The organism is Nocardioides furvisabuli, assembly GCF_021083185.1.
In the GTDB taxonomy this organism is placed as follows: Bacteria; Actinomycetota; Actinomycetes; order Propionibacteriales; family Nocardioidaceae; genus Nocardioides; species Nocardioides furvisabuli.
On sequence record NZ_JAIGQB010000002.1, the window covers coordinates 278,172 to 302,785 of the forward strand.

Below are 24,614 nucleotides of genomic sequence, written 5' to 3' on the forward strand. Positions count from 1 at the left end.
ACCCTAGCGAGCGGGTCGTCCCGCGACGGGAGCCGCCCGACGCAACCCCGCCGCGGCGACCTGCTCGCCCGCGACCCACACGTCGGCCACGTCCGGGTCGCCGGCGAGCGCGAAGATCTTGCCCAGCGCCTCGGCGGGCGACCCGACGTGCCGCAGCCCGATGTCGAGCGCGGTGCCCCCACGAGGTCGTACGCAGATCGCGTCGAACTGGCGCCCCACCGACAGGTCACCCACCTGGTCGTCGAGGCCGAGCGCGCGGGCGCCGCCCCGGGTGGCGAGCCAGAGCAGCTGCGCGGCCGACAGCGCCACCCCCTCGGCGCCGAGCAGTCCTTGCACGAAGCACGCCTGCAGGCCCTCCTTGAACATCGAGAAGCCGGTCCCGGCCCCGACGTCCGAGCCGAGCGCCACCGTGACGCCGTGGTCCAGGTGCCGTCGCATGGGGAACAGCCCGGAGCCCAGGGCGGAGTTCGACGAGGGGCAGTGCGCCACGGCGCTACCGGCCGCGGCGAGCACGGCGAGCTCGGCGTCGCTGGCGTGGACATTGTGGGCCAGGACCGAGCGCGGCCCGAGGAGCCCGTGCCGGTCGTAGGTGTCGACGTAGTGCTCGGCGCTGCGGAAGAGGCGCCCGACCTCGGCCACCTCGGCAGGGTTCTCGTTGACGTGGGAGGTGAACCACGCACCGGGCACCGAGGCCGCGGCCTCCGCGCAGGCGTCGAGCATCGCGTCGGAGGCGGAGTAGGAGAAGCGCGGCGTGACGGCATAGCGCGCCCGGCCCACCCCGTGCCACCGCACCGCGAGCGCCGCCTGGTCGGCCGCCGCCCGGCGCGGGTCGACGAGCAGCGGCTCGGGCAGGCCGCGGTCGGAGACCACGAGCCCGCTGGTGATCCGCAGGCCGTAGCGGGCCGCCTCGGTGAACAGTGCGTCGACGGCAGCCGGGAAGTGCGAGCCGAAGACCAGGGCCGTCGTGGTGCCTGCCGCGACCAGGGAGCCCACGAACTCCGTGGCGACCTCGGCGGCGTAGTCAGCATCGGCCAGCCGCTGCTCCTCGGGCAGCGCGCAGCGCTCGAGCCACTCCAGCAGCGGCATCCCGAGGGCACCGATCACCCGCACCTGCGGGTAGTGGACGTGCGTGTCGACCAGGCCGGGCAGCAGCCAGCCGTCGCGCAGGTCGATCACGGCCTCGTCCGGATGCGCTGCGCGCACGACGGCGAAGTCGTCGCGCTCGGTGATCGTGCCTCCCTCCACCACGATCCCCACGTCCTCACCGGCCCGGAGGTGGGACGGGTCGCGGGCGTCGCCGACGAACGGGTCCTCCGGCGTGTCGAGCACGCGCGCCCGGAAGAGGGTCACGGCGTGGCCGCCGCTCCGCGCCCGTCGGGCCGGCCGTCCGCGTCGGCGTACGTCGCCCCGGTGAGACCGAGCACGTCGGCCGCCACTCCGAGGGCGATCACCGCCGGCTCCTTGCCGGGCCCCGGAGTCCCGATCGGGCACCGGACCCGCTCGACGACATCGGGCGGGTGTCCCTCCTCGCGCAGCGCCTTGGCGAACCTGCGGGCCTTCGCCGCCGAGCCGATGACGCCGATCGAGGCCAGGTGGCCGGGACCGGTGCGCAGCGCCGCGTCGCACACCGCGAGGTCCTCGGCATGGTCGTGGCTCATCACCAGCAGGTGGGTGCCAGCGGGCACCAGCCCGAGCGCCACCTCGGGCAGCGGCGCGTGGTGCAGGTGCACCGTGGCCTCGGCGTCCGCGAGGGCCGGGTGGTGGCGTACGGCGTCCACGTGGGCGGCACGCGAGTCGACCAGGTGCAGGTCGAGGTCGTGGCGCGAGAGCAGCCGGGCGAGCTCGAGGCCCACGTGGCCGAGGCCGACCACCGCGACCGAGGCCACGACCGGGAGCGGCTCGAGGAGGACCTCGACCTCGCCACCGCAGCACTGGCGGCCGTGGTCGGTGCGGGCCCGCTCGTGGAGGTCGAAGCGGCACCTCTCCACCGCCGACGAGCCGGAGGCGAGGAGCTCCCGGGCCCGGTCGAGGACGGTCGCCTCGAGGTTCCCCCCGCCGACCGACCCCCAGGTCCGGTCCGGTCCGACGACCATGCGCGCACCAGGGTCACGCGGGGCGTGCCCGCGCACCGCGACGACGGTCACGAGCACACCGGGCAGTCGCTGCTCGCGCAGGGCCGTGACGGCGCGGATCCAGGACATCAGGCCTCCACCTGTGCGGACCGGGAGCCGTCCCTGCCCGGCTCGTGGGCGAGCAGGTCGCGCTGGACCTGCTCGGAGCGAGGGTGCAGCGCCGGCTCGCCGGGAGCGGGCTGGTCCGGCACGACGCCCGGGGCCCCTCGCACCAGGCGGGCGCGGTCGGGGTCACCGGACCGGGCGTCCTCCACGGCCCAGAATACCGACTCCGGCGTCGCTGGGGACGCGAGGTCCACCGAGGTCCCGCCGCCACCGTCGGGGGCGAAGGCCGCGGCGGCGTCCCGCAGCGCCTCACGCACCGCGAACGCCAGCATCAGCGGTGGCTCGCCCACGGCCTTCGAGCCGTAGACGGCGCCGTCCTCGCGGGCGTGCTGGAGCAGGGAGACCCGGAAGTCGACCGGCATCTCGGAGAACGAGGGCAGCTTGTAGGTCGAGGCGGCCTGGGTGGACAGCCGGCCCCGCTGCGGCCCCTCGGAGGTGTCCCAGCGCAGGTCCTCCAGGGTCAGCCAGCCCGCCCCCTGGACGAACCCGCCCTCGACCTGCCCGAGGTCCACCAGGGGTGAGAGGGAGTCGCCGACGTCGTGGACGATGTCGACGCGCCGGGTGCGGTGGGCGCCGGTGAAGCCGTCGACCTCGACCTCGGCGGCGCAGACGCCGTAGGCGAAGTACTTGAACGGGTGCCCGCGCATCGCGGTGGAGTCCCAGTGCAGTCCCTCGGTGCGGTAGAAGCCGGCCGCCCAGAGCTGCACCCGCGCGAAGTAGGCCGCCTGGACCAGGTCGTGCCATGGCAGGCCGCGGCCGGCGTCGACCTCGGCCAGACGACGCAGGATCTGCTCGCAGGCGTCCTTGACGGCCCCGCCGTTGAGGTCGGCCCCCGCGCTCGCGGCGGTGGCAGAGGTGTTGGGGACCTTGTCGGTGCGGGTCGGGGCCAGGCGCACCAGCTCGAGTGGCACGCCCAGCGCGGTCGCGGCCACCTGGAGCATCTTGGTGTGCAGGCCCTGGCCCATCTCGGTGCCGCCGTGGTTCACCAGCACCGACCCGTCCTTGTAGACGTGGACGAGGGCGCCGCCCTGGTTGAAGGCGGTGAAGTTGAAGGAGATGCCGAACTTCACCGGCGTGAGCGCCAGCGCCCGCTTGGTGTGCGCGTGCGTGGCGTTGAAGGCTGCGACCTCCTCGAGGCGTCGCTCGACGTCCGCCTCGTCGTGGAGCTGCCGCCACGCGGCGGCCAGCCGCTCGGCGTGCCGGACCGGCTGGCCGTACGGCGTCTCCTGGCCGTCGACGTAGAAGCTGCGGCGACGCACCTCGCGCGCGTCGAGCCCGACCAGCGGCGCACACCGTCCGATGACGTCCTCGACGACCAGCATCCCCTGCGGGCCGCCGAAGCCGCGGAACGCGGTCTGGGAGGTCTTGTGGGTGTGGGCGACGCGGCCGTGGAGGCGCACGTGCGGCAGCCAGTAGGCGTTGTCGACGTGGCACAGGGCGCGGGCCAGGACCGGCTCGGACAGGTCCAGGCTCCACCCACCGTCGGAGGTGAGGGTGGCGTCGAGGGCGAGCAGCCGGCCCTCGGCGTCGAAGCCGGCGCGCCACTCGGCGTGGAAGCCGTGGCGCTTGCCGGTCATCGTCACGTCCTGCTGCCGCGTCAGCCGGACCCGCACGGGACGTCCGGTCAGCACGGCCCCGAGGGCGGCGACGGCCGCATAGCCGTGGGGCTGCATCTCCTTGCCGCCGAACCCGCCGCCCATCCGCAGGCACTGGACGGTGACCTCGTGGCTGCGCAGCCCCAGGACGTGGGCGACGATCTCCTGCGTCTCGGTCGGGTGCTGGGTGCTGCACTGGACGAACACCTGCCCGGCCTCGTCGACGACGGCCAGGGAGGCGTGCGTCTCGAGGTAGAAGTGCTCCTGCCCGGCCATCTCGGTGACGCCGCTGAACACGTGGGCCGCCTCGGCGAAGCCACGCTCGACGTCTCCGCGCTCCACCGTGGGCCGCCCGCCCTGGTAGGACCCCGCCTCGATCGCCTCGGCGAGCGTGAGCACCGCGGGCAGCGGCTCGTAGTCGACCTGCACCGCCGCAGCGCCGAGCCGCGCCGCCTCCAGGCTCTCCCCCAGCACCCAGGCCACCGCCTGGCCGTGGAACATCACGGTGTCGGGGAACAGGGGCTCGTCGTGCTTGACGCCCGAGTCGTTGGTGCCGGGGACGTCGGCGGCGGTGAGCACGCGCACCACACCGGACACGGCCAGCGCCCGGGCCGCGTCGAGGCGGAGCACCCGCGCGTGCGCGTGGGGAGCGGGCACCGGGTGCGCGTGCAGCACGTCGGCGCACGCCGCCACCAGGTCGTCGGTGTAGAGCGCGTGGCCCGTGACGTGCAGGCCGGCGCTCTCGTGCGGCAGGGCCCGGCCCACGACGACGCCTTCGGCGGGACGGCGGGACAGCTCGCTCATCGGCCCGCTCCTCCGCCCGCGGTCGTGGGACCCGGATCCTGCGACTCCGCCCACAGACGACGCAGCGCGTTGCCCAGCATGGCGCTGCGGTAGGCGGCACTGGCACGCTGGTCGCTCAGCGGGGTGCCCTCCCCGCGCAGCACCTCAGCAGCGTGCCCGACGGTCTCCTCGGTCCACGGACGGCCCTCGAGGGCCTGCTCGGTGGCCAGGGCGCGCAACGGCACGGCCGCCACGCCACCGAGCCCGATCCGGGCGCGTCGTACGACCTGGGCGCCGTCGTCGGCCGGGCCGAGGTCGAGGGCGAACGCCACCGCGACCGACGAGATGTCGTCGAAGCGGCGCTTGGCGATCTTGTGGAACGCCGTCACGGACGCGGTGGGCAGCGGCACCCGGACGGCGCGGATCAGCTCGCCGGGTCGGCGTACGGTCTCGCGGTAGCCGGTGAAGTAGTCGGCCAGCGCCACCTCCCGCTCACCGTCGGCGTGGGCCAGGACGAGGGAGGCGTCCAGCGCGAGCAGGACGGGGGCGGCGTCGCCGATGGGCGAGGCGGTGCCGAGGTTGCCTCCGAGCGTCGCGGCGTTGCGGATCAGCCGCGAGGCGAACTGCGGCACGAGCGCGTCGAGCAGCGGGACGCGGCCGCCCAGCCGCTGCTCGACCTCGGTGAGGGTGAGCGCGGCCCCGATCTCGACGACGTCGTCGCCGACCTCGAGCCTGCGCAGCTCGGCCAGCCGGTCGATGCCGACGACGAGGCGGTCGCGGCGACCCCGCAGGTTCACCTCGACGCCGTGGTCGGTCGCCCCGGCCACCGGGACGGCCGTGGGGTCGCCGGCCAGCAGCTCGAGGACCTCGGTGAGCGAGGAGGGACGCACGTAGCGCCCGCTGTCGTCGGACGCGTCGGTGACGACCGGGCCGGGCGCCGGTGCCGCGCAGCGCCCGGCGAGCGGGTCGTCGGCGGACGGCCCCTCGAGGGCGTACGCCGCGTCGCGGATCGGGCGGTAGCCGGTGCAGCGGCAGAGGTTGCCCGAGAGGGCGTGCAGGTCGAAGCCGTTGGGCCCGTGCTCCTCCTGCGGCTCCTGCCCCTCGTCGACGGGCGTGCGGTCGGGGCGGTAGAACTCCGCGGCCATGCTGCACACGAACCCGGGCGTGCAGTAGCCGCACTGGGAGCCGCCACGCTCGGCCATCTCGCGCTGCACGGGGTGCAGCGCCTGCGGGGACCCGAGGCCCTCGGCCGTGATGACCTCCTGGCCCGCGAGCGCCACGCTCGCCGGCAGGCAGGAGTTGAGGGCGGTCCAGGTCGCTCCGTCACCGTCAGCGCCGGGGCGGGCGACCAGGACGGCGCACGCGCCGCACTCCCCCTCGGCGCAGCCCTCCTTGGCACCTGTCAGGCCCAGGCCGCGCAGGTAGTCGAGCAGGTTGACGTGCGGCCGGGCGGGCAGCGCGCGCTGCCGGCCGTTCACGTGCATCTCCATCGTCACAGGCTAGGTGCTCCTCGGGCAGGACCCGTGTGGTCGGGACTGGTCGCGGGCGGGTGGTCGTGCGGCTGGTCGTGCGGGCGGCTCACTCGACCTCGCTCAGGTCCTGGTAGGTCCGGCTGATCCGTGCCGTACGCTCGGAGCCGGCGCGGCCCACGCGGCGCAGGACGCCGTCGGCGAGGACGCTGACCAGGCTCATCGCCGCGGCGTAGGAGTCGAAGGCCAGGCCGCTGTGCACCGGGCACTCGAGGAAGACCGTCGCGGCACCCGCGTGACCGGCGGCGGTCGGGTCGGCGACGAGGACGACCCCGGCCCCCGTGGCACCCGCCTGCTCCAGCAGCAGCGAGAACCCACGGGGCCGGCGCCGGAAGCCCATGAGCACCACGACGTCACGCGGCCCGAGGTCGGCGAGCTCCTCGCCGACCACCTGGCCGGGAAGGGGTGCCAGTCGGACGTCGGGGCGGACCTGCGCCAGCTGCTGGCGCAGGTGGAGCCCGACGACGTGGCCGTTGCGCCAGCCGACGACGAGCACCCGCTCGGCGTCGGCCAGCAGCTCGACCGCACGGGTGATGGAGGGCTGGCCCAGGGCGACGGCGATCGCCGAGGCGTCCGACTGTGCCTGCTCCGCCGGGGTGCCGCCCGCGTCGACGCGGCGCGGCTCCCCCGCCGAGCGCAGCGAGCGCAGGTGGTCGCGCACCTCGTCGAAGCCCGCGAACCCGAGGCTGCGGAAGAGGCGGCTCATCGTGGCCTTGGACACCCCCGCCATGTCGGCCAGCTCCGAGGCACGGTAGGTCGCGAGGTCGTCGAGGTGCGCGAGCAGCGTGGCGGCGGCACGCTGCTCCTGCGGGGAGAGGTGGGCATGGTGCCGGGCGATCCGCTCGTCGATGCGCGGCCCCGCCGGGCCGTCGACCCCGGTCACGCTCACGCTCGCGCTCATCACCCGGCCTCCACCGCGGCGGCCACCTCGAGCACGGCGCGCTCGAGGGCGACCAGGCCGGCCTCGACGTCCACCTCGCGCACGTCCTCGTCGGGGTGGTGGCTGATGCCGTCGGCGCACCTCACGAAGAGCATCCCGATGTCGGTCACCGACGCCATGACCATCGCGTCGTGGCCGGCCCGGCTCCACAGGTCCATCGGCGCGTCGTCGCCCGTGGCGCGGATGCCCGCGGCGACGGCCCGCTGCAGCCAAGGAGCGCAGGGGGCGGAGTCGGCGCGGTGGGCCTCGACCACGTCGAGCTCGAGATTGCGCCGCCCGCAGATCTCATCCAGCACGCGCTCGAGCTCGGCCCACGTCGCGTCGCGCTCGACGTCGGCCTCGGCGCGCAGGTCGAGGCTGATCACCGCGCGACCGGGGATCACGTTGACCGCACCGGGCGAGACCTCGATGCGGCCGACGGTGGCGATGCAGTCGCGCTCGCGGGCGACCCTCTCGATGGCCACGACGGCCTCGGACGCGCCCACCAGCGCGTCGCGACGCCGGGCGTACGGCGTCCCGCCGGCGTGCCGGGCCTCGCCGGTGAAGACCAGCCGGAAGCGTCGCGCGCCCGCGATCGAGGTGACGTTGCCCAGGGAGGCTCCCGCGGCCTCGAGGTAGGGGCCCTGCTCGATGTGCGCCTCGAGGTAGCCGACCATGCTGGCGGGGTCCCGGGCCGCGTCACCCACCGCACGCGGGTCGAGGCCGAAGTCGAGGAAGGCCTGGTGCAGCGTGGTGCCGTCGCGGTCGCGCAGGTCCCAGTCGGCCTCGTCCCACAGCCCGGCGACCGCCTTGCTCCCCAGCAGCGCGGAGCCGAACCGGGTGCCCTCCTCGTCGCTGAACGCCACCACCTCCAGCGCGAACGGCAGCCCGCCGACCCGGTCACCCAGCCGGTCGAGCACCTCGACGGCCATGAGGACGCCGAGCATGCCGTCGAAGCTGCCGGCGTCGGGCACGGTGTCGACGTGCGAGCCGAGCACGAGCGCCGGCAGGCCGGGGCGACGACCCTCGCGGCGGCCCCACTGGTTGCCGGCGGCGTCCTGCCAGGTGGAGGTGGCGCCGCCTGCCTGCAGCCACCCGGCCACGGCCTGGTTGGCCCGGGCGTGCTCGGGCGTCAGGTGGGTGCGCTCCAGGACACCGGGGCGGGCGCTGATCAGGTCGAGCTCGGCGCAGCGGTCGAGCACTCGCGCGGCACCGGCTGGCCCGCTCATCCGGCGTACACCTCGCGGGCGGCACCCGTGCCGCCACCGGCGGTGACCGCCGCGCCCGCCTCGCGGAGCACCTGCTCGAGGGTGGCCAGCGTGGTGAGCACCGCGTCCCGCCGCGCGTTCCAGCCCATCGTGCCGATCCGCCAGACCCGGCCGTGCAGCGGACCGAACGAGGTGCCGATCTCGATGCCGTAGTCGGTGAGCATGCCGGCGCGCACGGCGTCACCGTCGACGCCGTCGGGGATCTCCACCGCCACCACGTTGTGCATCTTGTGGGCCTGGTCGCCGAAGACGCTGAGGCCCAGGCCCTGCACCCCGGCGAGCATCGCAGCTCCGTGGAGCCGGTGCCGCTCGACCGACTCGTCGAGGCCCTCGTCGAGGAGCACGCGGGCGCACTCGCGCGCGCCGTAGAGCATGGTCGTGGCCTCGGTGTGGTGGTTGAGCCGGCGCGGGCCCCAGTAGTCGATGAGCATCGCGAGGTCGAGGTAGTTGCTGGCGATGCGCGTGCCGCGCGCCGTGTCGCGGTCCTCGCGGATGCCCGCCTCGACGTGGCGGCGCCCCTGGACGAGCTCCACGGCACGCGGCGACACGGTGATGGGAGCGCTGCCCGACGGGCCGCCGAGGCACTTCTGCAGACCGGCGGTCACCACGTCCAGGCCCCACGCGTCGGTCGCCAGCTCGTTGCCCCCCAGGCTAGCCGTGGCGTCGCAGTAGACGATCACGTCGTCCCCGGCCAGGGCCTCGGCCAGGCCCGCCAGCGGCTGGTTCATCGTGGTGGAGGTGTCACCCTGCACGAGGGCGAGGACCTTGGGCCGGACCCGGGCGACCGCGGACGTGATCTCCTCGACGTCGAAGACCTCTCCCCAGGGGCGCTCGATGGTGTGCACCTCGGCGCCGCACCGCTCCCCGATCTCGCGGAGCAGGTGGCCGAAGCGGCCGAAGACCGGGACGAGCAGGCGGTCGCCGGGCTCGAGCAGGCTCACCAGCGCGGCCTCGATACCGGCGCGCGAGGTGCCGTCGACGAGGAACGTCTGCTCGTTGGCGGTGCGGAAGACCCGGCGGTAGAGGTCCATCGTGTCGTTCATCCAGCCCGTCATCGCCGGGTCGAACTGCCCGACGAGCTGCTGCGACATCGCCTGGAGCACCCGGGGGTGGGCCGTGATCGGACCGGGCCCCATCAGCAGGCGGGGCGGCGGCACGAGCGGCGGGGACGACGTCATCCCCGCATGCTACTGAAACTCGCGTTTCAGCGTTGTTTCATCTGCGTCACGCCTCGCGCGCCGGGACGGACGAGGAGCCGTCCGGTCCGCTGCGTGGGTTCGTCGCGGTGGAGCAGCTCGCCTCGGAGGACGGTCGTGGTGACCGACCCGGCCAGCGACCGGCCGTCGTAGGCCGAGATCGGGTTGCGGTGCGCCAGCCGGGTCACGTCGACGTCGGTGGTCGCCGCCTCGTCGAGCACCACGAGGTCGGCATCGGCGCCGACCTCGATCCGGCCCTTGGCGCCCAGGCCGACCAGGTCGGCCGTCGCTCGCGACATCCAGCGGCTCACCACCTCCGGCCCGATCCCGCGACGGCGCGCCTCGTCCACCACGGCGGTGAACCCGACCTGGAGCCCGGCGATGCCGCCCCAGGCCTGCTGCAGGTCACCGTCGCCCCGCCCCTTCTCCGCCGCGGTGGCCGGCGAGTGGTCGGTGACGACCATGTCGACCACCCCCTGGAGGAGGCCCTGCCACAGCGCGTCGCGGTTGCCCGCGTCGCGGATCGGCGGACAGCACTTGAACGCCGGTGCGGCGTCGGGCAGCGCCTCGGCGTCGAAGCAGAGGTAGTGCGGACAGGTCTCGACGGTGACGGCCAGGCCCTCGGCCCGCGCGTCGGCGAGCAGGTCGAGCGCGCGGGCGCTCGAGAGGTGCAGCACGTGCACCCGGGCGCCGCTCTCCCGCGCACCCTCGATGACCCGACCGACGGCCTCGGTCTCGGCCCGGTCGGGCCGCGACAGCAGGAAGTCGGCGTACGCCCGGCTCGGCGGGTGGGGCGCCGCATCCAGGACGTCGGCGTCCTCGGCGTGCACCACCATCAGCGCCCCGAGGTCGGCCACGCGGGCCAGGGCGGCGCGGAAGCCGGCTGGGTCGAGCGGGGGGAACTCGTCGACGCCGGAGGGCGACAGGAAGCACTTGAAGCCGAAGACACCGGCCTCCCAGAGCGGCTCGAGGTCGTCGAGGTTGCCGGGCACCGCGCCGCCCCACAGCCCGACGTCGACGGCGAGCTGGGTGTCGGCGGCCGCGCGCTTGGCGACCAGTCCCGCGAGCGTCGTGGTCGGCGGCACGGAGTTGAGCGGCATGTCGACCAGCGTCGTGACGCCACCCAGCGCGGCGGCCCGGGTGGCGGTCGCGAAGCCCTCCCACTCGGTGCGGCCGGGCTCGTTCACGTGCACGTGGGTGTCGACCACCCCGGGAAGCACGATCGACGACGCTCCCACGCGCAGCACCTCGCCCGTCACGGGGTGGTCGACCGGGGCCACCGACCGCACGACACCGTCCGCCAGCAGCAGCGTCGCGGGGCGTACGCCGTCGCCGACGAGCACCCGGTCGGCGACCACGGCGTCGAGGCGCATCAGCAGAACCCGGTGACCGAGGCCCACGCGGCCGGCGCGGGCGGCTGCCCCTCCCGGGTCAGGCTGGCCTCGATCAGCCCGTAGGGGCGGTCGGCGGCGAAGAAGACCTCTCCCGGGTTGTCGAGGCCGAAGGGACCGAGGTCGACCAGGAAGTGGTGCTTGTTGGGGCAGGAGATGCGGATCTCGACGATCTCGGGATGTGCCTCCAGCACGGCGCGGCCCATCGCGTGCACCGTCTGCTGGAGCGCCAGCGAGTGCACCTCGGCGAAGGTGGCGAGCAGCAGCGCCTCGACCGAGGCGTGGAGGGCGTCGTGGTCACGCGCGGGATCGGCGTCGGCGTAGCGCCACCACGCGGTCACCGACGTCGAGAGCACGCGGTCGTCGGTGTCGGCGAGCGTGGTGAAGCGGTCGCGCGGGAACCCGTGGAACTCCGAGCCGGTGGTCTTGAGCACCGTGCAGTCCCGGAGTCCGGCGAGCACCGTGGTGCCGTCCTCGTCGACGTGGACCAGGGCCGTACGCGTGGAGCGACCGTTGCGGACGAAGGCGTGGTCGTGCGGACCGTCGCCGGTCACGATGCGGTCCCATGCGTACTGCTCGGCCGACCAGCGACCACCCGTCACCCAGTCGAGCTCGGTGAAGTGCGCGGCCAGGCGCAGCAGGAACGCCTCGGGACTCACCACCCCGTGCTCACGGGCGAAGGCGTACACGGTGTTCTTCTGCGTGTCGGTGGCCACCACCCGCCCGTTGTCACCCTCGGTGTGCGCGGCCTCGAAGTCGCCGCGCAGCTGGCTGGTGACGTTGAGGTCGGCGAGGGTGTGCACCGGGGAGTCACGGGTGACGCGCACCAGCCGGCACTCGGCCTTGCCGTACTGGTTGTCCCCCAGGACGATCCGCTGCTCGCTCACCTCAGCTCCCTCGGTAGGTGGTGTAGGCGAACGGCGCCAGCAGCACCGCCACGTGGTGGTGCTCCCCCGGTGCCACGTCGAAGGCGACGACGACCTCGGGGTAGAAGGTGTCGCGGTCCTGCGCGGCGAAGTAGGCGCCGGAGCCCACGACCAGGGTGTGCCGACCCGGGGCGACCTGGCCCTCGAACCGCACCCGGCCGTCGTCGTCGGCCCGGGTGTCGGCGACGGTCGCGCCGTCGGCGTCGAGCAGCCGCAGGCCGATGCCTGCGGCGGGCCGGCCGCGCGCGGAGTCGAGCACGTGGGTCGAGCAGGTGCTGGTCATGGGCGGATGCTACGTCCCGGTCCGGTCCATCGCGGCCAGCCGCGTCGCAAGGGCCAGCAGGGCGCGGTCGCTGCCCGCGGGTCCGACGAGGCTGACCCCGCACGGAAGGCCGTCGGCCGCCGTCAGCGGCAGCGTCACCGCAGGCAGCCCGGCGACGCCCGCGACGCAGGTGAGGGCGAGGGTCGCCTCGCGCACCGGGGCGAGGTCGGCGCCCAGGCGGGGCGCGGTGGTGGGTGCCGCCGGCAGCACCAGCACCCGGTCGCCGAGGTCCTCCCGCACCCGCGCCCGCGCTGAGGCCACGACGGCGCGGGCACGGTCTGCCTCCGCGTCGGTCGTGCGGGCGGCGCGCTCGAAGCGCGCACGGACGTCCGGGCCGAGGTCGGCCGCATGGGCGGCCGCCCACTCGCCGTGCTCCTGGACCGCCTCCCATCCCTGGAGGGTGCTGAAGGCCGCGCGCCACTGCGCGACCGGACCGAGCGGGACCTCGAGCGGGCGGACGCCCCGGGCAGCCGCCCAGGACTCGACCGTCCGCGCGACCTCGGGCGCAGCGAGCGCGGTGAGACCTGCGTCGTGCACCAGGTCCGTGGCCAGGTCCGCGGTGTCCGCGGGAAGCAGCACGTCGCCGACCGCGGCGAGCAGCTCCGGGCCGCGCGTGAGCCAGCCGACGGTGTCGAAGCAGGGGGCGAGCGGGACGACGCCCCGGGTCGACACCACGCCGTGGGTGGGCCGGTGCCCGGCGAGGCCCTGGTAGGCCGCCGGGACCCGGATCGATCCCCCGGTGTCGGTGGCGAGGCCGATGTCGGCGTGCCCGAGCGAGACGGCGCTCGCCGGCCCCGAGCTGGAGCCGCCGCTGATGCGGTGCGGCGCGCGCGGGTTGGGCGGCGTGCCGGTGTGGACGTTGGTGCCCGCCAGGCTCCAGGCGAGCTCGTCGGAGCGGGCGATGCCGGCGACGTCGGCGCCCGCGGCCAGGAGCGCGGCGACGACGGGCGCGTGGGCGGCCTCGGGTCCGGCGGCGGCGAGCCAGGCGGGGTTGCCGGCACCGATGCGGTGGCCGGCGACGGCCACGAGGTCCTTGACCGCGACCCGGCGCCCGTCGAGCGGACCGGGGGCCGTCGCCGCCACCAGCGGGTCGCCGACCACACGCCAGACGCGGCGGTCCAGGGCGGGGGCCGGACCCGAGACGTGTGCGGCGACCACCTGCCAGCCGGCCCCGCCCCGCACCCACAGCTGGGTCTGCTGCCCGCGGCCACCGCGCTCGGGCTCGGTGACCGCGACGACGAGGGCATGGTCGTCGTCGATGGGGCGCACGTGCGTGTCGACGATGCGCCGCGCGGGAGCTCCGCCACGCACCGCTCGGAACGCGGCGATGGCGTCGTGGCCCACCAGCAGTCCCTCGGCGTCGCCGCGCAGCGTCGTCGGCCCGGGGGCGAAGAGGCGATCGAGCGCCGCGACGTCGTCGGCCATCAGCGCGCGCTCGTAGGCCCAGAAGGCCTCCATCAGGGCGGTGGTCACGGAGGGGACCCTAGACCGCTCCTGTGACGCGCGTGTGTCGTACGACGAAGCGGACTCAGCCGAGGTGCGGCTCGAGGCGCAGCAGCGCGATCTGGCGCAGCTGGTCGACCGTCTCGGCGCGCTCCGTGGTGTCGTCGTTGCCCAGCCGTCGTTCGAGCTCGGCGAGGATCTCCGGTCCGCTGCGACCGGCGGCTCGGATCAGGAAGACCCGGTCGAAGCGCTCCTCGTAGGCCCGGTTGCCGGCCAGCAGCCGTGCCGCGAGGTCGGCGTCGCCACGGTCGACCCCGGACTGCTCGCGGGCGGAGTGGGCGGCGTCGTGCCGGTCGGCCTGCGCCCGCTCGCCGATGCGCGGATGACGGGAGAGCGCCCGCTCGAGCTCGGCGTCGTCGAGCGAGGACGCCGCCGCGGACGCCGCTGCGCGGACCCGGTCGGCGTCGCCGTACGGCCGGCCGGCCAGCAGGTGGGCGACGAAGCGGTCGACGTCGAGGCACTCGGCGAGCACGGCGCGCGCCTCGGGCTCCGTGAGGTCGTCGAAGGCATACGCGCTCACGCCGGCTCCGCGTCGCGCAGACGCTGGCTGATCACGGCCGACACGCCGTCACCGCGCATGGTCACGCCGTAGAGCGCGTCACCGACCTCCATCGTGCGCTTCTGGTGGGTGATCACCAGCAGCTGGGAGTTCTCACGGAGCTCCTCGTAGATCTCCAGCAGACGGCCCAGGTTGGTGTCGTCGAGCGCCGCCTCGACCTCGTCGAGGATGTAGAAAGGCGACGGGCGCGCCTTGAAGAGCGCGACCAGGAAGGCGACCGCGACGAGGGACCGCTCGCCGCCGGAGAGCAGCGAGAGCCGCTTGACCTTCTTGCCGGCCGGTCGGGCCTCGACCTCGATGCCGGTGTTGAGCATGTCGCCGGGGTCGGTGAGGACGAGTCGGCCCTCCCCGCCGGGGAAGAGCCGGGCGAAGGTCGAGTCGAAGGCCTTCTCCACGTCGCCGTAGGCCTCGGTGAAGACCTGCTCCACGCGGGCGTCGACCTCGCGGACGATGTCGAGCAGGTCCTTGCGGGTGCGCTTGAGGTCCTCGAGCTGCTCGGTGAGGAACTTGTGCCGCTCCTCCATCGCGGAGAACTCCTCCAGCGCGAGCGGATTGACCCGGCCGAGCATGGAGAGGGCCCGCTCGGCGGTCCGCAGCCGCTTGACCTGCTCCTCGCGCACGAACGCCGCCGGCTCGGGGGCCTCCTCACCCTCGGGTACCTCGCCGCTGAAGGGGATCAGCGTGGCCGGGCCGTAGTCGGCGACGAGGCCGTCGGCATCGAGCCCGAGCTCCTCGAGCGCACGCTCCTCGAGCTGCTGGATCCGCATCTTCTGCTGGGTGCGCGCCATCTCGTCGCGGTGCACCGAGCTGACCAGCTCGTCGTGCTCACGGCCGAGGTCGCGCAGCCGGGTGCGCACGGCCATGAGCTGCTGCTCGCTCCCCTGCCGCGACTCCTCGACGGCGGCTCGCTCGTCGGCGGCCTCCATGACCGAGCGCTCGAGCTCGTGCAGCACGACGCGCACGGCCACCGACACCGCTTGCGCGGCCCGGCCCTCGCGGATCAGCCGCTCGCGGCGCTCGGCGGCGCGCGCCCGGGACTCGCGCTCGGCCTGCGCAGCGCGCAGCAGCGAGTCGGCGCGACCGTGCAGCGCTCGGGCGCGCTCCTCGGCGGTGCGCAGCGCGAGGCGTGCGTCCATCTCGCCCTGGCGGGCCTCGCGCGCGGCCTCGACGAGGCGCTCGCGCTCGGAGGTGTCGGGTTCCTCGTCGGTGACGTGCTCGGCCGCGGCGAGGCGGGCCTGGAGGTCCGCGAGCCCGGCGAGGTCGGCCTCACGGGCCTCACGGGCGGTGACGATGGCCCGCTCGAGCCGGTCGGCCTCGCCCTTGGCCGCGCGCGCCTGGGAGCCGTGCTGGCCGAGCTCCTCGGCCACGGCCGCCAGCGTCGCGTCGGACTCGTGGAGGCGGGCCAGCGCGACGTCGACGCGCTTGAGGGCGTCGTGGCGTGCGGCCTCGAGGCGGGAGATCTCGAAGCCGAGCCGCTCGGTGGTCGCGGTCGCGGCGGCCAGGAGCTCGGTGGCCTCGTCGACTGCGGCCTGGACCTCGATGAGGCTGGGCTGGCTGGAGGAGCCCCCTGCGGCGAAGTGTGTGCCGAGCAGGTCGCCGTCGCGGGTCACCGCGACGACCTCGGGGAGGTCGGCGACCAGGCGGCGTGCTGCCGCGAGGTCGTCGACGACGGCGACGCGCTCCAGCAGGCGCGCCAGCGCAGGGCGGACGTCGGCGGGCGCGGAGACCACGTCGACGGCGTACGCCGCTCCGTCCGGCAGCGCGGCCCAGTCGCGGTCGGCGGCAGGCGCCCCGCCGAGGATGAGCCCGGCGCGGCCGAGGTCGTCGTGCTTGAGGTGGGTGATCGCGTCGACCGCGGCCTGCGAGCCGGTGACGACCACGGCGTCGGCGGCACTGCCGAGGGCGGCCGCGACGGCCGTCTCGTAGCCGTGCTCGACGTCGAGCAGCGCGGCCACGGATCCGAGCAACCCGGCGACGGACTCGGTGGCCGCGAGCAGTGCCCCTGCGCCGTCCTTGCGGTTCAGCCCGATCTCGAGAGCGTCGCGGCGGGCGGTGAGACCGGCGCGCTCGCGGTCGGCCTGCTGGGCGTCCTCGCGCGCGCGGGCCAGCTGGTCGTCGACCTCGTCGAGCACGGCGACGGCGTCCTCGTGCTCGGAGTCGAGACCCTCCTCGCCGGCGTCGAGGCCGGCGACGCGGGTCTCGAGGGCGGTGAAGTCGCGCTGGGCGCGCTCGGCGCGGGCGGCAGCCTCCTCGCGGGCCTCGGTCAGGCGCTGGATCTCCGCGTCGGCTGCCTCCGCGCGCGAGGTGAGGGCGTTGACCTGGCCGGCGAGCCGGGCCAGGCCCTCGCGGCGGTCGGCCGCGGCGCGCAGCAGCCCGGAGATGCGCTTGTCCTCCTCGGCGGCGGCCTCCTCGGCGGCGCGCCTGGCCACGACCGCGGACTCGAGGGCAGCGCGGTGCTGCGCGACCTGCTCGGCGATCTCCGCCTCCTGGCGCCGCACGCGCTCGGCCTGCGCCTCGAGGTCGTCGGGGTCGCGACCGGAGTCGACGGTGTCGCCCTCGGCGGCACCGGCGGCGTTGCGGATCCGCTCGTCGGCCAGCGACGCGGTGCCGCGCAGGCGCTCCTTGAGGCCCGAGAGGGCGAACCAGGTCTCCTGCGCCGCAGCCAGCCGCGGCAGGTCGTCGCGCAGCGTCGCCTCGAGCGCCGACTCGCGGTCGCGGCCCTCGGCGATCGCGGTCTCGACCTCCTCGCGCCGCTCCAGGAGCACCGACTCGTCGGCCAGCTCGGTCTCCAGCGCGGTGCGTGCGGTGACCAGGTCGTCGGCGAGCAGGCGCGCGCGGGCGTCGCGGACGTCGGCCTGCACGGTCTGCGCCTGGCGCGCGACCTCGGCCTGGCGCCCCAGCGGCTTGAGCTGGCGGCGAATCTCCGACAGCAGGTCGGCCAGGCGGGTCAGGTTGCCGTCGGTGGCGTCGAGCTTGCGGAGCGCCTTCTCCTTGCGCTTGCGGTGCTTGAGGACGCCGGCGGCCTCCTCGATGAAGCCACGACGGTCCTCGGGGGTGGCGTGCAGGATCGAGTCGAGCTGTCCCTGCCCGACGATCACGTGCATCTCGCGGCCGATGCCGGAGTCGCTGAGCAGCTCCTGGACGTCGAGCAGCCGGCAGCCCTGGGAGTTGATGGCGTACTCCGAGCCGCCGTTGCGGAACATCGTGCGGCTGATGGTGACCTCGGCGTAGTCGATCGGCAGGGCGCCGTCGGAGTTGTCGATGGTCAGCTGCACCTCGGCCCGGCCGAGCGGCGGGCGGCCGGACGTGCCGGCGAAGATGACGTCCTCCATCTTGCCGCCGCGCAGGCTCTTGGCGCCCTGCTCGCCCATCACCCAGGCGAGGGCGTCGACGACGTTGGACTTGCCCGAGCCGTTGGGGCCGACGATGCACGTGATGCCGGGCTCGAGCTGCATCGTCGTCGAGGAGGCGAAGGACTTGAACCCCTTGAGGGTCAGGCTCTTCAGGTACACACGCGTGCTCCTCACCGGGTCATGGCCAGGCCCTCGCCACGGGCCACTGAATACTGGGGAAGATCAGCGCGGATCACCCTACGACACCCGGCGCCGCCGCCGTTGCGCGCGAGGCGTGCCACGCCCCATGCTGGGCAGATGCGCCGCACGCTCGTCGTCCTGGTCTGCCTGGGTGCCCTCGTCGCGCCCTCCCCCGTCGCCGCTGCCGGTGCCGTTGCCGGTGCCACGGCCGACGACCCGCTCACCCGGACGCACCTGCTCACCGGCGAGGACCACGCGAGCGTCTACCCCGACCTGCGCGACCGCTCCCGCTCGGTGCTGCGCTCGCCGCTCTTCGCGCCGCGCGGGTGCGACGACCGAGCGCTCCTGGTCCGCGGCACCGGCCGGATCCAGGGCAGCGTCTCGCCGGTGGGACGGCGGTCGTCGGTCTCGCTGATCGACCAGAACCTGGTGCGCCTGGAGTCCCGCCGCGAGGCGCGCGCGCTGGTGCGCCGCTACCGGCTCTTCAGCAAGGAGTGCGTGGGCGACGTACGCACCGACGACGGCGAGGGCGGCACGGTCCTGCTTAAGAACCGCGCGTGGTCCCCGCCGCGCGTCGGCGACCAGTCGGCCGGGATGCTCATCGGCTGGTTCTCCCGCGGCGGCGTCGACTGGCGTCGGGTGCTGGCCGTGCGCGTCGGGCGGACGGTGTCGGTGCTCGACGTCGGCTTCACCGGCTCCCGGCCGCCGAGGGCCGGCGTCGTCGCCCTGGGTGAGCGGGCGGCCGACCGGCTGCGCTGAGCCCGCTCACGACCGGCCGAGCACGTCCTCCAGCGCGGCGAGCACGAGGAGCGCCGCGTCCGGTCGGGCGTTGTGGCCCATCAGCCCGATGCGCCACACGCTGGTGGCGTACGCCCCGGCGCCGGCGCCGATCTCGATGCCGTGGCGCTCGAGCAGCTCGCGGCGCACCGCGGCGGAGTCGACGCCTTCGGGGACCCGGACGGTCGTCAGGTCTGGCAAGCGGTGGCCCTCAGCGGCGAACAGCTCGAGCCCCATCTCCTCCAGGCCGGCCTGGAGCGAGTCGCCCACGGCCTGGTGCCGCGCCCAGACGGCCTCGAGCCCCTCGTCGAGGATGCGGGTGAGACCGGCGTGGAGGCTGGCGACCATCGCGGTGGGCGCGGTGTGGTGGTAGGTCCGCTGCGCCCGGCCGCCGGCCTCACCGACGTAGCCGCCGAGCATGCCGAGGTCGAGGTACCACGACCGCGGCGTCTCGACCCGGCGGTCGAAGGCGCGGTCGTTGATGGTGAAGGGCGCCAGGCCCGGGGCCACGCCGAGGCACTTCTGCGTGCCGGCGTAGCCGATGTCGACGCCCCAGTCGTCGGCGCGCAGCTCGATGCCGCCGATGGAGGTGACCGCGTCGGTGAGCAGCAGGGCGTCGCCCTTGCCGGCGCCGAGCGCGGCGATGTCGGAGCGCACCCCTGTCGAGGTCTCGGCGTGCACGGCGGCGATGATCGCCGGCGACGGGTGCGCGGACAGCACCCGGTCCACGTCGACCGGCTGGCCCCAGTCGTGATCCACGGCGACGACCTCGGCACCGCAGCGCGCCGCGACGTCGGTCATCCGCTGCCCGAAGAGGCCGTTGACCGCGACGACCACCACGTCGCCCGGGTGGACGGTGTTGACGAAGGCCGCCTCCATGCCGGCCGAACCGGTCGCGCTCAGCGGGAGGGTGCGCGCGTTGGAGGTGCCCCACGCCTCGCGCAGCATGTCGCAGGTCTCGTCCATGATGCGCAGGAACTCGGGGTCGAGGTGGCCGAGCAGCGGTTCGGCCAGGGCGCGCGTCGCCTCGGGGTAGGGGTTGGACGGACCGGGACCGAGGAGGTGGCGCTCGCGGATCATGGGTCGACCGTAACCAACCGGCGGGCGTCACAGCACCGCCCCGGGGTTGAGGATGCCGGCCGGGTCGAGGGCGTCCTTGATCCGGCGCGAGAGGGCCATCACGTCCTCGCCGAGCTGGTCGGGCAGGGCGGCCTTCTTCGTGCGCCCCACCCCGTGCTCGCCGGTGATGGTGCCGCCGAGCCGGATGGCGGCCCGGAGGATGTCGTCGAAGGCGGCGCGGGCCCGCCGCGCGGAGTCGGGGTCGGTGGCGTCGTAGACGATGATGGGGTGGGTGTTGCCGTCGCCGGCGTGGGCGACGGTGGGGATCTCGAGGTCGTGGCTCGCCGCGATCGCCGTGACCGCGGCGAGCAGCTCGGGGAGCAGCGGCACCGCTGCCCCCACGTCCTCGAGCAGGAGGCTGCCGCGTGCCTCGACGGCCGGGAAGGCCATGCGCCGCGCCTCGACGAACATCTCCCCCTCGTCCGGGTCGTCGGTGACCACGACCTCCGTCGCACCGGCGGCGACGCAGGCCGCCTCCACGGCCGCGATCTCGGCGACCCGCGCGTCGCCCGGCGCATCGGACTGCACGACCAGGAGCGCCCCCGCGGTCCTGTCGAGGCCGCGCGGGGAGAAGTCCTCGACCGCGTTGATGGTGGCCCTGTCCATCAGCTCCATCATCGATGGTCGGAGCGTGCGGCGTACGGCGACCACCGCCTCGGCCGCCGCCACCACGGACGCGAAGGACGCGACCAGCGTCGCGGGTGGCAGCGGCAGCGGCACCAGGCGCAGGATCGCGCGCGTGACGATGCCGAGCGTGCCCTCCGACCCCACGAACAGCTTGAGCAGCGAGAGGCCGGCGACGTCCTTGATCCGCTTGCCACCGAGCGTGATGAGCGTGCCGTCGGCGAGGACGACGTCGAGGCCCAGGACGTAGTCGGTGGTGACGCCGTACTTCACGCAGCACAGCCCACCGGCGTTGGTGGCGATGTTGCCGCCGATCGAGCAGATCTCGTACGACGACGGGTCCGGCGGGTACCAGAGTCCGTGCTCCCGCGCGGTGGCCTTCACCTCCGCGTTGAAGGCACCCGGCTCGACGACGGCGACCTGGCAGTCGCTGTCGATCTCGATGCCGCGCATCCGCTCGAGGCTGAGCACGATGCCGCCGTCCACCGCGCTGGCGCCTCCGGAGAGGCCGGACCCGGCACCACGCGGCACGACAGCCACACCGTGCCTGGCCGCCCACCGCACCGCGACCTGCACCTGCTCGGCGTCCTCCGCCCGCACCACGGCCACGGGTGTCCCGGCGCCCTCGTCCTTCGACCAGTCGAACCGGTAGTTCGCCACGGTGGCCGGGTCGGTCGCGACGACTCCAGCGGGCAGGGACTCCACGAGCTCGGCGACGACATCCACCGGCCCATCGTGGCACGGCGGACGGAGGCCGGGCGGTGTGACGGCCTAGGGTCGTGACACATGAGAGCCGCCCGCCGAGCCCGCATCGTGGGGGACACCGACCTCCGCCGCGGCCGCTGCCTCGAGATCGGCCCACTGGCCAACCCTGTCGTCGACCCGGACGTCGCCGACGTCCGGTACGTCGACGTCGTCGACCGGGCGGGACTCCTCGCCCACTACGAGGGCAACCCGGCGGTCGATCCTGACGCGATCCCCGAGCAGCACTTCTGGCTGACCCGACCCGACGGCACCGTGTCGACGCTCGCCGAGGCGGTCGCGGCCGACGCGCCCTACCAGCACGTCGTGGCCAGCCACGTCATCGAGCACGTGCCCGACATGGTCGGCTGGCTGCGCGACGTCGCTCAGGTGCTCACGTGGGACGGCGCGTTGGTGCTGGCCGTCCCCGACCGTCGCTTCTGCTTCGACGTGCACCGCACCCCCGCGACGGTGGGTCAGGTGCTCCAGGCGCACCTCGACGGCGACCGGACGCCGTCGGTGCGAGCGGTTCTCGACCACTTCATGAGCGCCGTCGACTACTCGGCCGAGCAGGCGTGGGCCGGCGAGCAGCCCCCCACGCAGGGCTCGCACCCGATCGACGACGTCCGTCGCCACCTCGCACGACAGCAGGCCGGCGACTACGTCGACTGCCACGTCTGGCCGCTGACGCCACGCGGCTTCGCCGACCTCATGGACGACCTCCTCGCCCTCGGCGAGGTGGACTTCGCCGTCGAGCGGCTCACCGCGACACGGGTGGGCGAGCAGGAGTTCTACGCGACCCTGCGGCGTCTCGACCGCAGCCGCGAGCCATCGGTGGCGATCGACGATGCGCGCGTCGCGCTGGCCCAGCTGCGGTCCGACCTCCCCGACGAGTCGCCGCCGGCCCGGAGCGGCGACGGAGAGCTCGTGCCGGGCCACCTCGTCGCCGACCTCGAACGGCAGCTGGCCGAGACGCGCGAGCGGCTCACCCGGGTGCGCGCTGCCCGCGACCGGGCACGACGCCAGCGCGACCGGGCGCGTGCCGAGGTTGCCACGGCCCGGGCCGCCGGAGCCGCGGCGCGGCTGCGACGGCGGGTCACGCGCGGGCTGGGTCGCCGACCTCGGCCGACGCCGTAGCCCCGATCAGGCCGAGGCGCTCGCCGGCTCGTCGGCGTGCGCGATGCTCGACAGCCGCGACCAGACCAGCGCGAGGGTGATCCCCGAGCCGACGAAGGCGAACCAGAAGGGCGCGGCCAGGCCCCACTGCTCCGCGATCAGGCCACCGATCCCCTGCCCGATGACCATCCCGCCGAAGACGAAGATGAGGTAGACCGAACCCACGCGGCCCTGGAACTCCGTGGGCACCGCGCGCTGGCGTACGACCTGGGAGACGTTGAGCCACACGAAGGCGTAGGCGCCGAAGCCGAACATGATGAGCAGCGCCAGCCACGGCACCGTGGTCAGGGCGAGCGCGAGGTGCATCATCACCTCGAGGAGCAGGCAGGTCTTCATCAGCACCGCGAGGTCGAAGCGACGCTCGAGCCAGCCGTAGCAGGCCGTGCCCACGATCCCGCCGAGCGCGGACGCGGTGGTCAGCAGCCCGAACCCCACCTCGCCCATCCCGACCCGGTCGAGCGACCAGAGCACGAGGATCGACCAGGCCGCGCCCCAGGTGATGTTGAAGGTCAGGATCACGATCGCCAGGGTCCGGATGGCCGCGTGGGCCCAGAGCCAGCGGATGCCCTCGACGATGTCCTGCCGCACGTGGGTGTCCACCGACGCCGGCACCTGCTCGCGGGTGGAACCGATGCGCGCCACCAGCACCACGCCCAGCACGACGCACACCAGCTGGGTGACGAACGGCCACGCCATCCCGGCGGCGAAGAGGAAGGCCCCGACGGGCGGGCCCACCAGCTGGTTGGCGGTGAGGAAGCCGGCCTGCATGCGCGAGTTGGCGATGCCGAGGTCGGGCTTGTCGACGAACATCGGGGTGAGGGTGCTGGAGGTCGAGTCCGCGAACACCTCGGCCATGCCCAGGGCGAAGACGGCGACCAGCACCACACCGATCGACACGTGCCCGGTGGCGATCGAGCCGCACAGCAGGGCCAGCACGACGCTGCGGACCGCGTTGGCCACCACGACGACCGTACGCCGGTCGAGCCGGTCGGCCAGCGCTCCGGCGTACAGCCCGACGAGCAGCCACGGCAGGCCGCGCAGGAGGCCCGCCAGGGCCACGAGTCGCGCGTCGTCGGTCTGCGATGCCACCAGCAGCGGGCCCGCCGCCATGGCGATGCCGTCGCCGATGTTGGTCGTCCACGACGACACCAGCAGCCAGCGGAAACGGGGTCCGAGACGGGCCGGGATGATCGTCTCGCCGAGCCTGCTCACAAGCGCGAGAGCCTACGGCGCCGCAGGGGCTGCACGCACGCGGGTTTCTCAGACCGGCTGCAGGCCCTCGGCCGCGAGGCGGTCGTCACGCACGGCCGCAGCGAGGCGGTCGTTGTCGGCCTGGAGGCGCAGCACCAAGGACTCGAGGTCCTCGACGCGCCGGCGCAGGCGCCGGTTCTCCACCGCGAGGACCGAGGTGGTCCGCGCATCACTGTTCACATGGCCCAACAGCGCCTTCGCCATGGGGAGCCTTTCCACGACTGGGTTCGACGGCCGCGACATCCGGCCGTCTACCAGAGTCCCACCACTGCCGCGGTGGGTCAACGCCGACGCAGGCAGCCCGTCAGCGACGGCGTGGGGGTCGCTGGCAGCGGGGGCAGAAGTACGACGAGCGGTTCATGAACGCCACCCGGCGGATCGGCGTCCCGCAGCGCCGACACGGCTCGCCCTCCTGGCCGTAGGCGTCGAGCGAGCGGTCGAAGTAGCCCGACTCGCCGTTGACGTTGACGTAGAGCGCGTCGAAGGACGTGCCGCCCTGCGCGAGCGCCTCGCCCATCACGTCGCGGACGTGGCCGAGCAGTCCGCGCAGCACCTGCCCCGTGAGCCGGTCGCCCGGCCGCTCGCCGTGCAGCCGCGCGCGCCACAGCGCCTCGTCGGCATAGATGTTGCCGACGCCGGAGATCAGCCCCTGGTCGAGGAGCAGCCGCTTGATCGCGGACGTACGCCGTCGCGCGCGGCGCACGAACTCGGCGTCGTCGAAGTCCGGGTCGATGGGGTCGCGGGCGATGTGCACGATCTCGGTCGGGAGCTCGGCGCCGCCGGCGGAGACGGCGAGGCCGCCGAACATGCGCTGGTCGACGAAGCGCATCTCCAGCGGTCGCGCCTCGGGGGTCGCGAGCGTGAAGCGCACCCGCAGGTGCCGCTCGTCGGGGGCGCCGGGCTCGTGGAGCAGCATCTGACCGCTCATGCCGAGGTGGCCCAGGAGCGCGTCGCCGTTGTCCAGCGCGATCCAGAAGTACTTGCCGCGGCGCCGGACAGCCTCGATGCGACGTCCCACGAGGGCGGCGACGAAGCCGGTGGAGCCGCGGTGGTCTCGGCGGACGGGCCGCGGGTGCAGCACCTCGACAGCCCTGATCGTCGAGTCGACGACGTGGCGCTCGAGACCGGCGCGGACGACCTCGACCTCGGGGAGCTCGGGCACGTC

Annotated in this window: 20 protein-coding genes; 2 read left to right on the forward strand and 18 right to left on the reverse strand. The window is 74.5% G+C overall.

Annotation, left to right across the window (positions count from 1 at the left end; all coding sequences use genetic code 11):
- Positions 1–3: 3 nt before the first annotated feature.
- From guaD to smc, 13 genes are all read right to left on the reverse strand, one after another.
- Positions 4–1,350: a guanine deaminase gene (gene guaD, locus K4G59_RS04525; RefSeq protein WP_231249616.1), complete on the reverse strand. Its 1,347-nt coding sequence runs from the start codon at positions 1,348–1,350 to the stop codon at positions 4–6.
- Complete coding sequence (xdhC, locus tag K4G59_RS04530) at positions 1,347–2,201, reverse strand: xanthine dehydrogenase accessory protein XdhC (protein ID WP_231249617.1); 855 nt, start codon at positions 2,199–2,201, stop codon at positions 1,347–1,349. The genes guaD and xdhC overlap by 4 nt, the downstream gene beginning before the upstream one ends.
- A complete protein-coding gene (locus K4G59_RS04535) occupies positions 2,201–4,636 on the reverse strand; it encodes a xanthine dehydrogenase molybdopterin binding subunit (RefSeq protein ID WP_231249619.1) in 2,436 nt (811 codons plus the stop codon). The genes xdhC and K4G59_RS04535 overlap by 1 nt, the downstream gene beginning before the upstream one ends.
- Positions 4,633–6,105 carry a xanthine dehydrogenase small subunit gene (locus K4G59_RS04540; protein ID WP_231249621.1) on the reverse strand — a complete coding sequence of 491 codons (1,473 nt, stop codon included), beginning with the start codon at positions 6,103–6,105 and terminating at the stop codon, positions 4,633–4,635. Before K4G59_RS04540 ends, K4G59_RS04535 begins: the two co-directional genes overlap by 4 nt.
- 88 nt (positions 6,106–6,193) lie before the next feature.
- Complete coding sequence (locus tag K4G59_RS04545; RefSeq protein WP_231249623.1) at positions 6,194–7,033, reverse strand: MurR/RpiR family transcriptional regulator; 840 nt, start codon at positions 7,031–7,033, stop codon at positions 6,194–6,196.
- A gap of 11 nt (positions 7,034–7,044) precedes the next feature.
- The gene (locus K4G59_RS04550; protein ID WP_231249625.1) at positions 7,045–8,292 is read right to left on the reverse strand and encodes an allantoate amidohydrolase; all 1,248 of its coding nucleotides are present in this window, start codon (positions 8,290–8,292) and stop codon (positions 7,045–7,047) included.
- Entirely contained in the window at positions 8,289–9,509 is a 1,221-nt protein-coding gene (locus tag K4G59_RS04555; protein ID WP_231249626.1) for a pyridoxal-phosphate-dependent aminotransferase family protein, read from the reverse strand. The genes K4G59_RS04550 and K4G59_RS04555 overlap by 4 nt, the downstream gene beginning before the upstream one ends.
- A gap of 26 nt (positions 9,510–9,535) precedes the next feature.
- Positions 9,536–10,900 (reverse strand): allantoinase AllB, encoded by a 1,365-nt coding sequence (allB, locus tag K4G59_RS04560; protein WP_231249628.1) that lies wholly within the window; start codon positions 10,898–10,900, stop codon positions 9,536–9,538.
- Positions 10,900–11,805, reverse strand: coding sequence for a factor-independent urate hydroxylase (pucL, locus tag K4G59_RS04565; RefSeq protein ID WP_231249630.1), 906 nt, complete (start codon positions 11,803–11,805; stop codon positions 10,900–10,902). Before pucL ends, allB begins: the two co-directional genes overlap by 1 nt.
- A 1-nt stretch (position 11,806) precedes the next feature.
- On the reverse strand, positions 11,807–12,127 hold the full coding sequence (gene uraH, locus K4G59_RS04570) for a hydroxyisourate hydrolase (RefSeq protein ID WP_231249631.1): 321 nt from the start codon (positions 12,125–12,127) through the stop codon (positions 11,807–11,809).
- A gap of 9 nt (positions 12,128–12,136) precedes the next feature.
- Entirely contained in the window at positions 12,137–13,639 is a 1,503-nt protein-coding gene (locus K4G59_RS04575) for an AtzH-like domain-containing protein (protein ID WP_231249633.1), read from the reverse strand.
- Between the two features lie 55 nt (positions 13,640–13,694).
- Positions 13,695–14,189, reverse strand: a complete 495-nt coding sequence (gene uraD / locus K4G59_RS04580) for a 2-oxo-4-hydroxy-4-carboxy-5-ureidoimidazoline decarboxylase (protein ID WP_231249635.1) — start codon at positions 14,187–14,189, stop codon at positions 13,695–13,697.
- The gene (smc, locus tag K4G59_RS04585) at positions 14,186–17,740 is read right to left on the reverse strand and encodes a chromosome segregation protein SMC (RefSeq protein WP_231249637.1); all 3,555 of its coding nucleotides are present in this window, start codon (positions 17,738–17,740) and stop codon (positions 14,186–14,188) included. Before smc ends, uraD begins: the two co-directional genes overlap by 4 nt.
- Before the next feature lie 138 nt (positions 17,741–17,878).
- Between smc and K4G59_RS04590 the strand changes: the two genes are divergently transcribed.
- The gene (locus K4G59_RS04590) at positions 17,879–18,520 is read left to right on the forward strand and encodes a hypothetical protein (RefSeq protein WP_231249639.1); all 642 of its coding nucleotides are present in this window, start codon (positions 17,879–17,881) and stop codon (positions 18,518–18,520) included.
- 6 nt (positions 18,521–18,526) lie between these two features.
- On the opposite strand, the gene K4G59_RS04595 is transcribed toward K4G59_RS04590, so the two are convergent.
- Both K4G59_RS04595 and K4G59_RS04600 read right to left on the reverse strand, forming a co-directional pair.
- On the reverse strand, positions 18,527–19,618 hold the full coding sequence (locus K4G59_RS04595) for a pyridoxal-phosphate-dependent aminotransferase family protein (protein ID WP_231249640.1): 1,092 nt from the start codon (positions 19,616–19,618) through the stop codon (positions 18,527–18,529).
- Positions 19,619–19,645: 27 nt separating this feature from the next.
- Positions 19,646–21,007 carry an FAD-binding oxidoreductase gene (locus K4G59_RS04600; RefSeq protein WP_231249642.1) on the reverse strand — a complete coding sequence of 454 codons (1,362 nt, stop codon included), beginning with the start codon at positions 21,005–21,007 and terminating at the stop codon, positions 19,646–19,648.
- Between the two features lie 60 nt (positions 21,008–21,067).
- On the opposite strand from K4G59_RS04600, the gene K4G59_RS04605 reads away from it, so the two are divergent.
- Positions 21,068–22,159: a class I SAM-dependent methyltransferase gene (locus K4G59_RS04605; protein ID WP_231249643.1), complete on the forward strand. Its 1,092-nt coding sequence runs from the start codon at positions 21,068–21,070 to the stop codon at positions 22,157–22,159.
- 6 nt (positions 22,160–22,165) lie between these two features.
- Here the strand turns inward: K4G59_RS04605 and K4G59_RS04610 are convergent, their stop codons facing one another.
- The 3 genes from K4G59_RS04610 to mutM all read right to left on the reverse strand — a co-directional run bounded on the left by K4G59_RS04610 (position 22,166) and on the right by mutM (position 24,611).
- Positions 22,166–23,410, reverse strand: a complete 1,245-nt coding sequence (locus tag K4G59_RS04610; protein ID WP_231249645.1) for an MFS transporter — start codon at positions 23,408–23,410, stop codon at positions 22,166–22,168.
- 48 nt (positions 23,411–23,458) lie between these two features.
- On the reverse strand, positions 23,459–23,653 hold the full coding sequence (locus K4G59_RS04615) for a hypothetical protein (protein ID WP_231249647.1): 195 nt from the start codon (positions 23,651–23,653) through the stop codon (positions 23,459–23,461).
- Positions 23,654–23,753: 100 nt separating this feature from the next.
- Positions 23,754–24,611, reverse strand: coding sequence for a bifunctional DNA-formamidopyrimidine glycosylase/DNA-(apurinic or apyrimidinic site) lyase (gene mutM / locus K4G59_RS04620; RefSeq protein WP_231249648.1), 858 nt, complete (start codon positions 24,609–24,611; stop codon positions 23,754–23,756).
- Between the last annotated feature and the right edge of the window lie 3 nt (positions 24,612–24,614).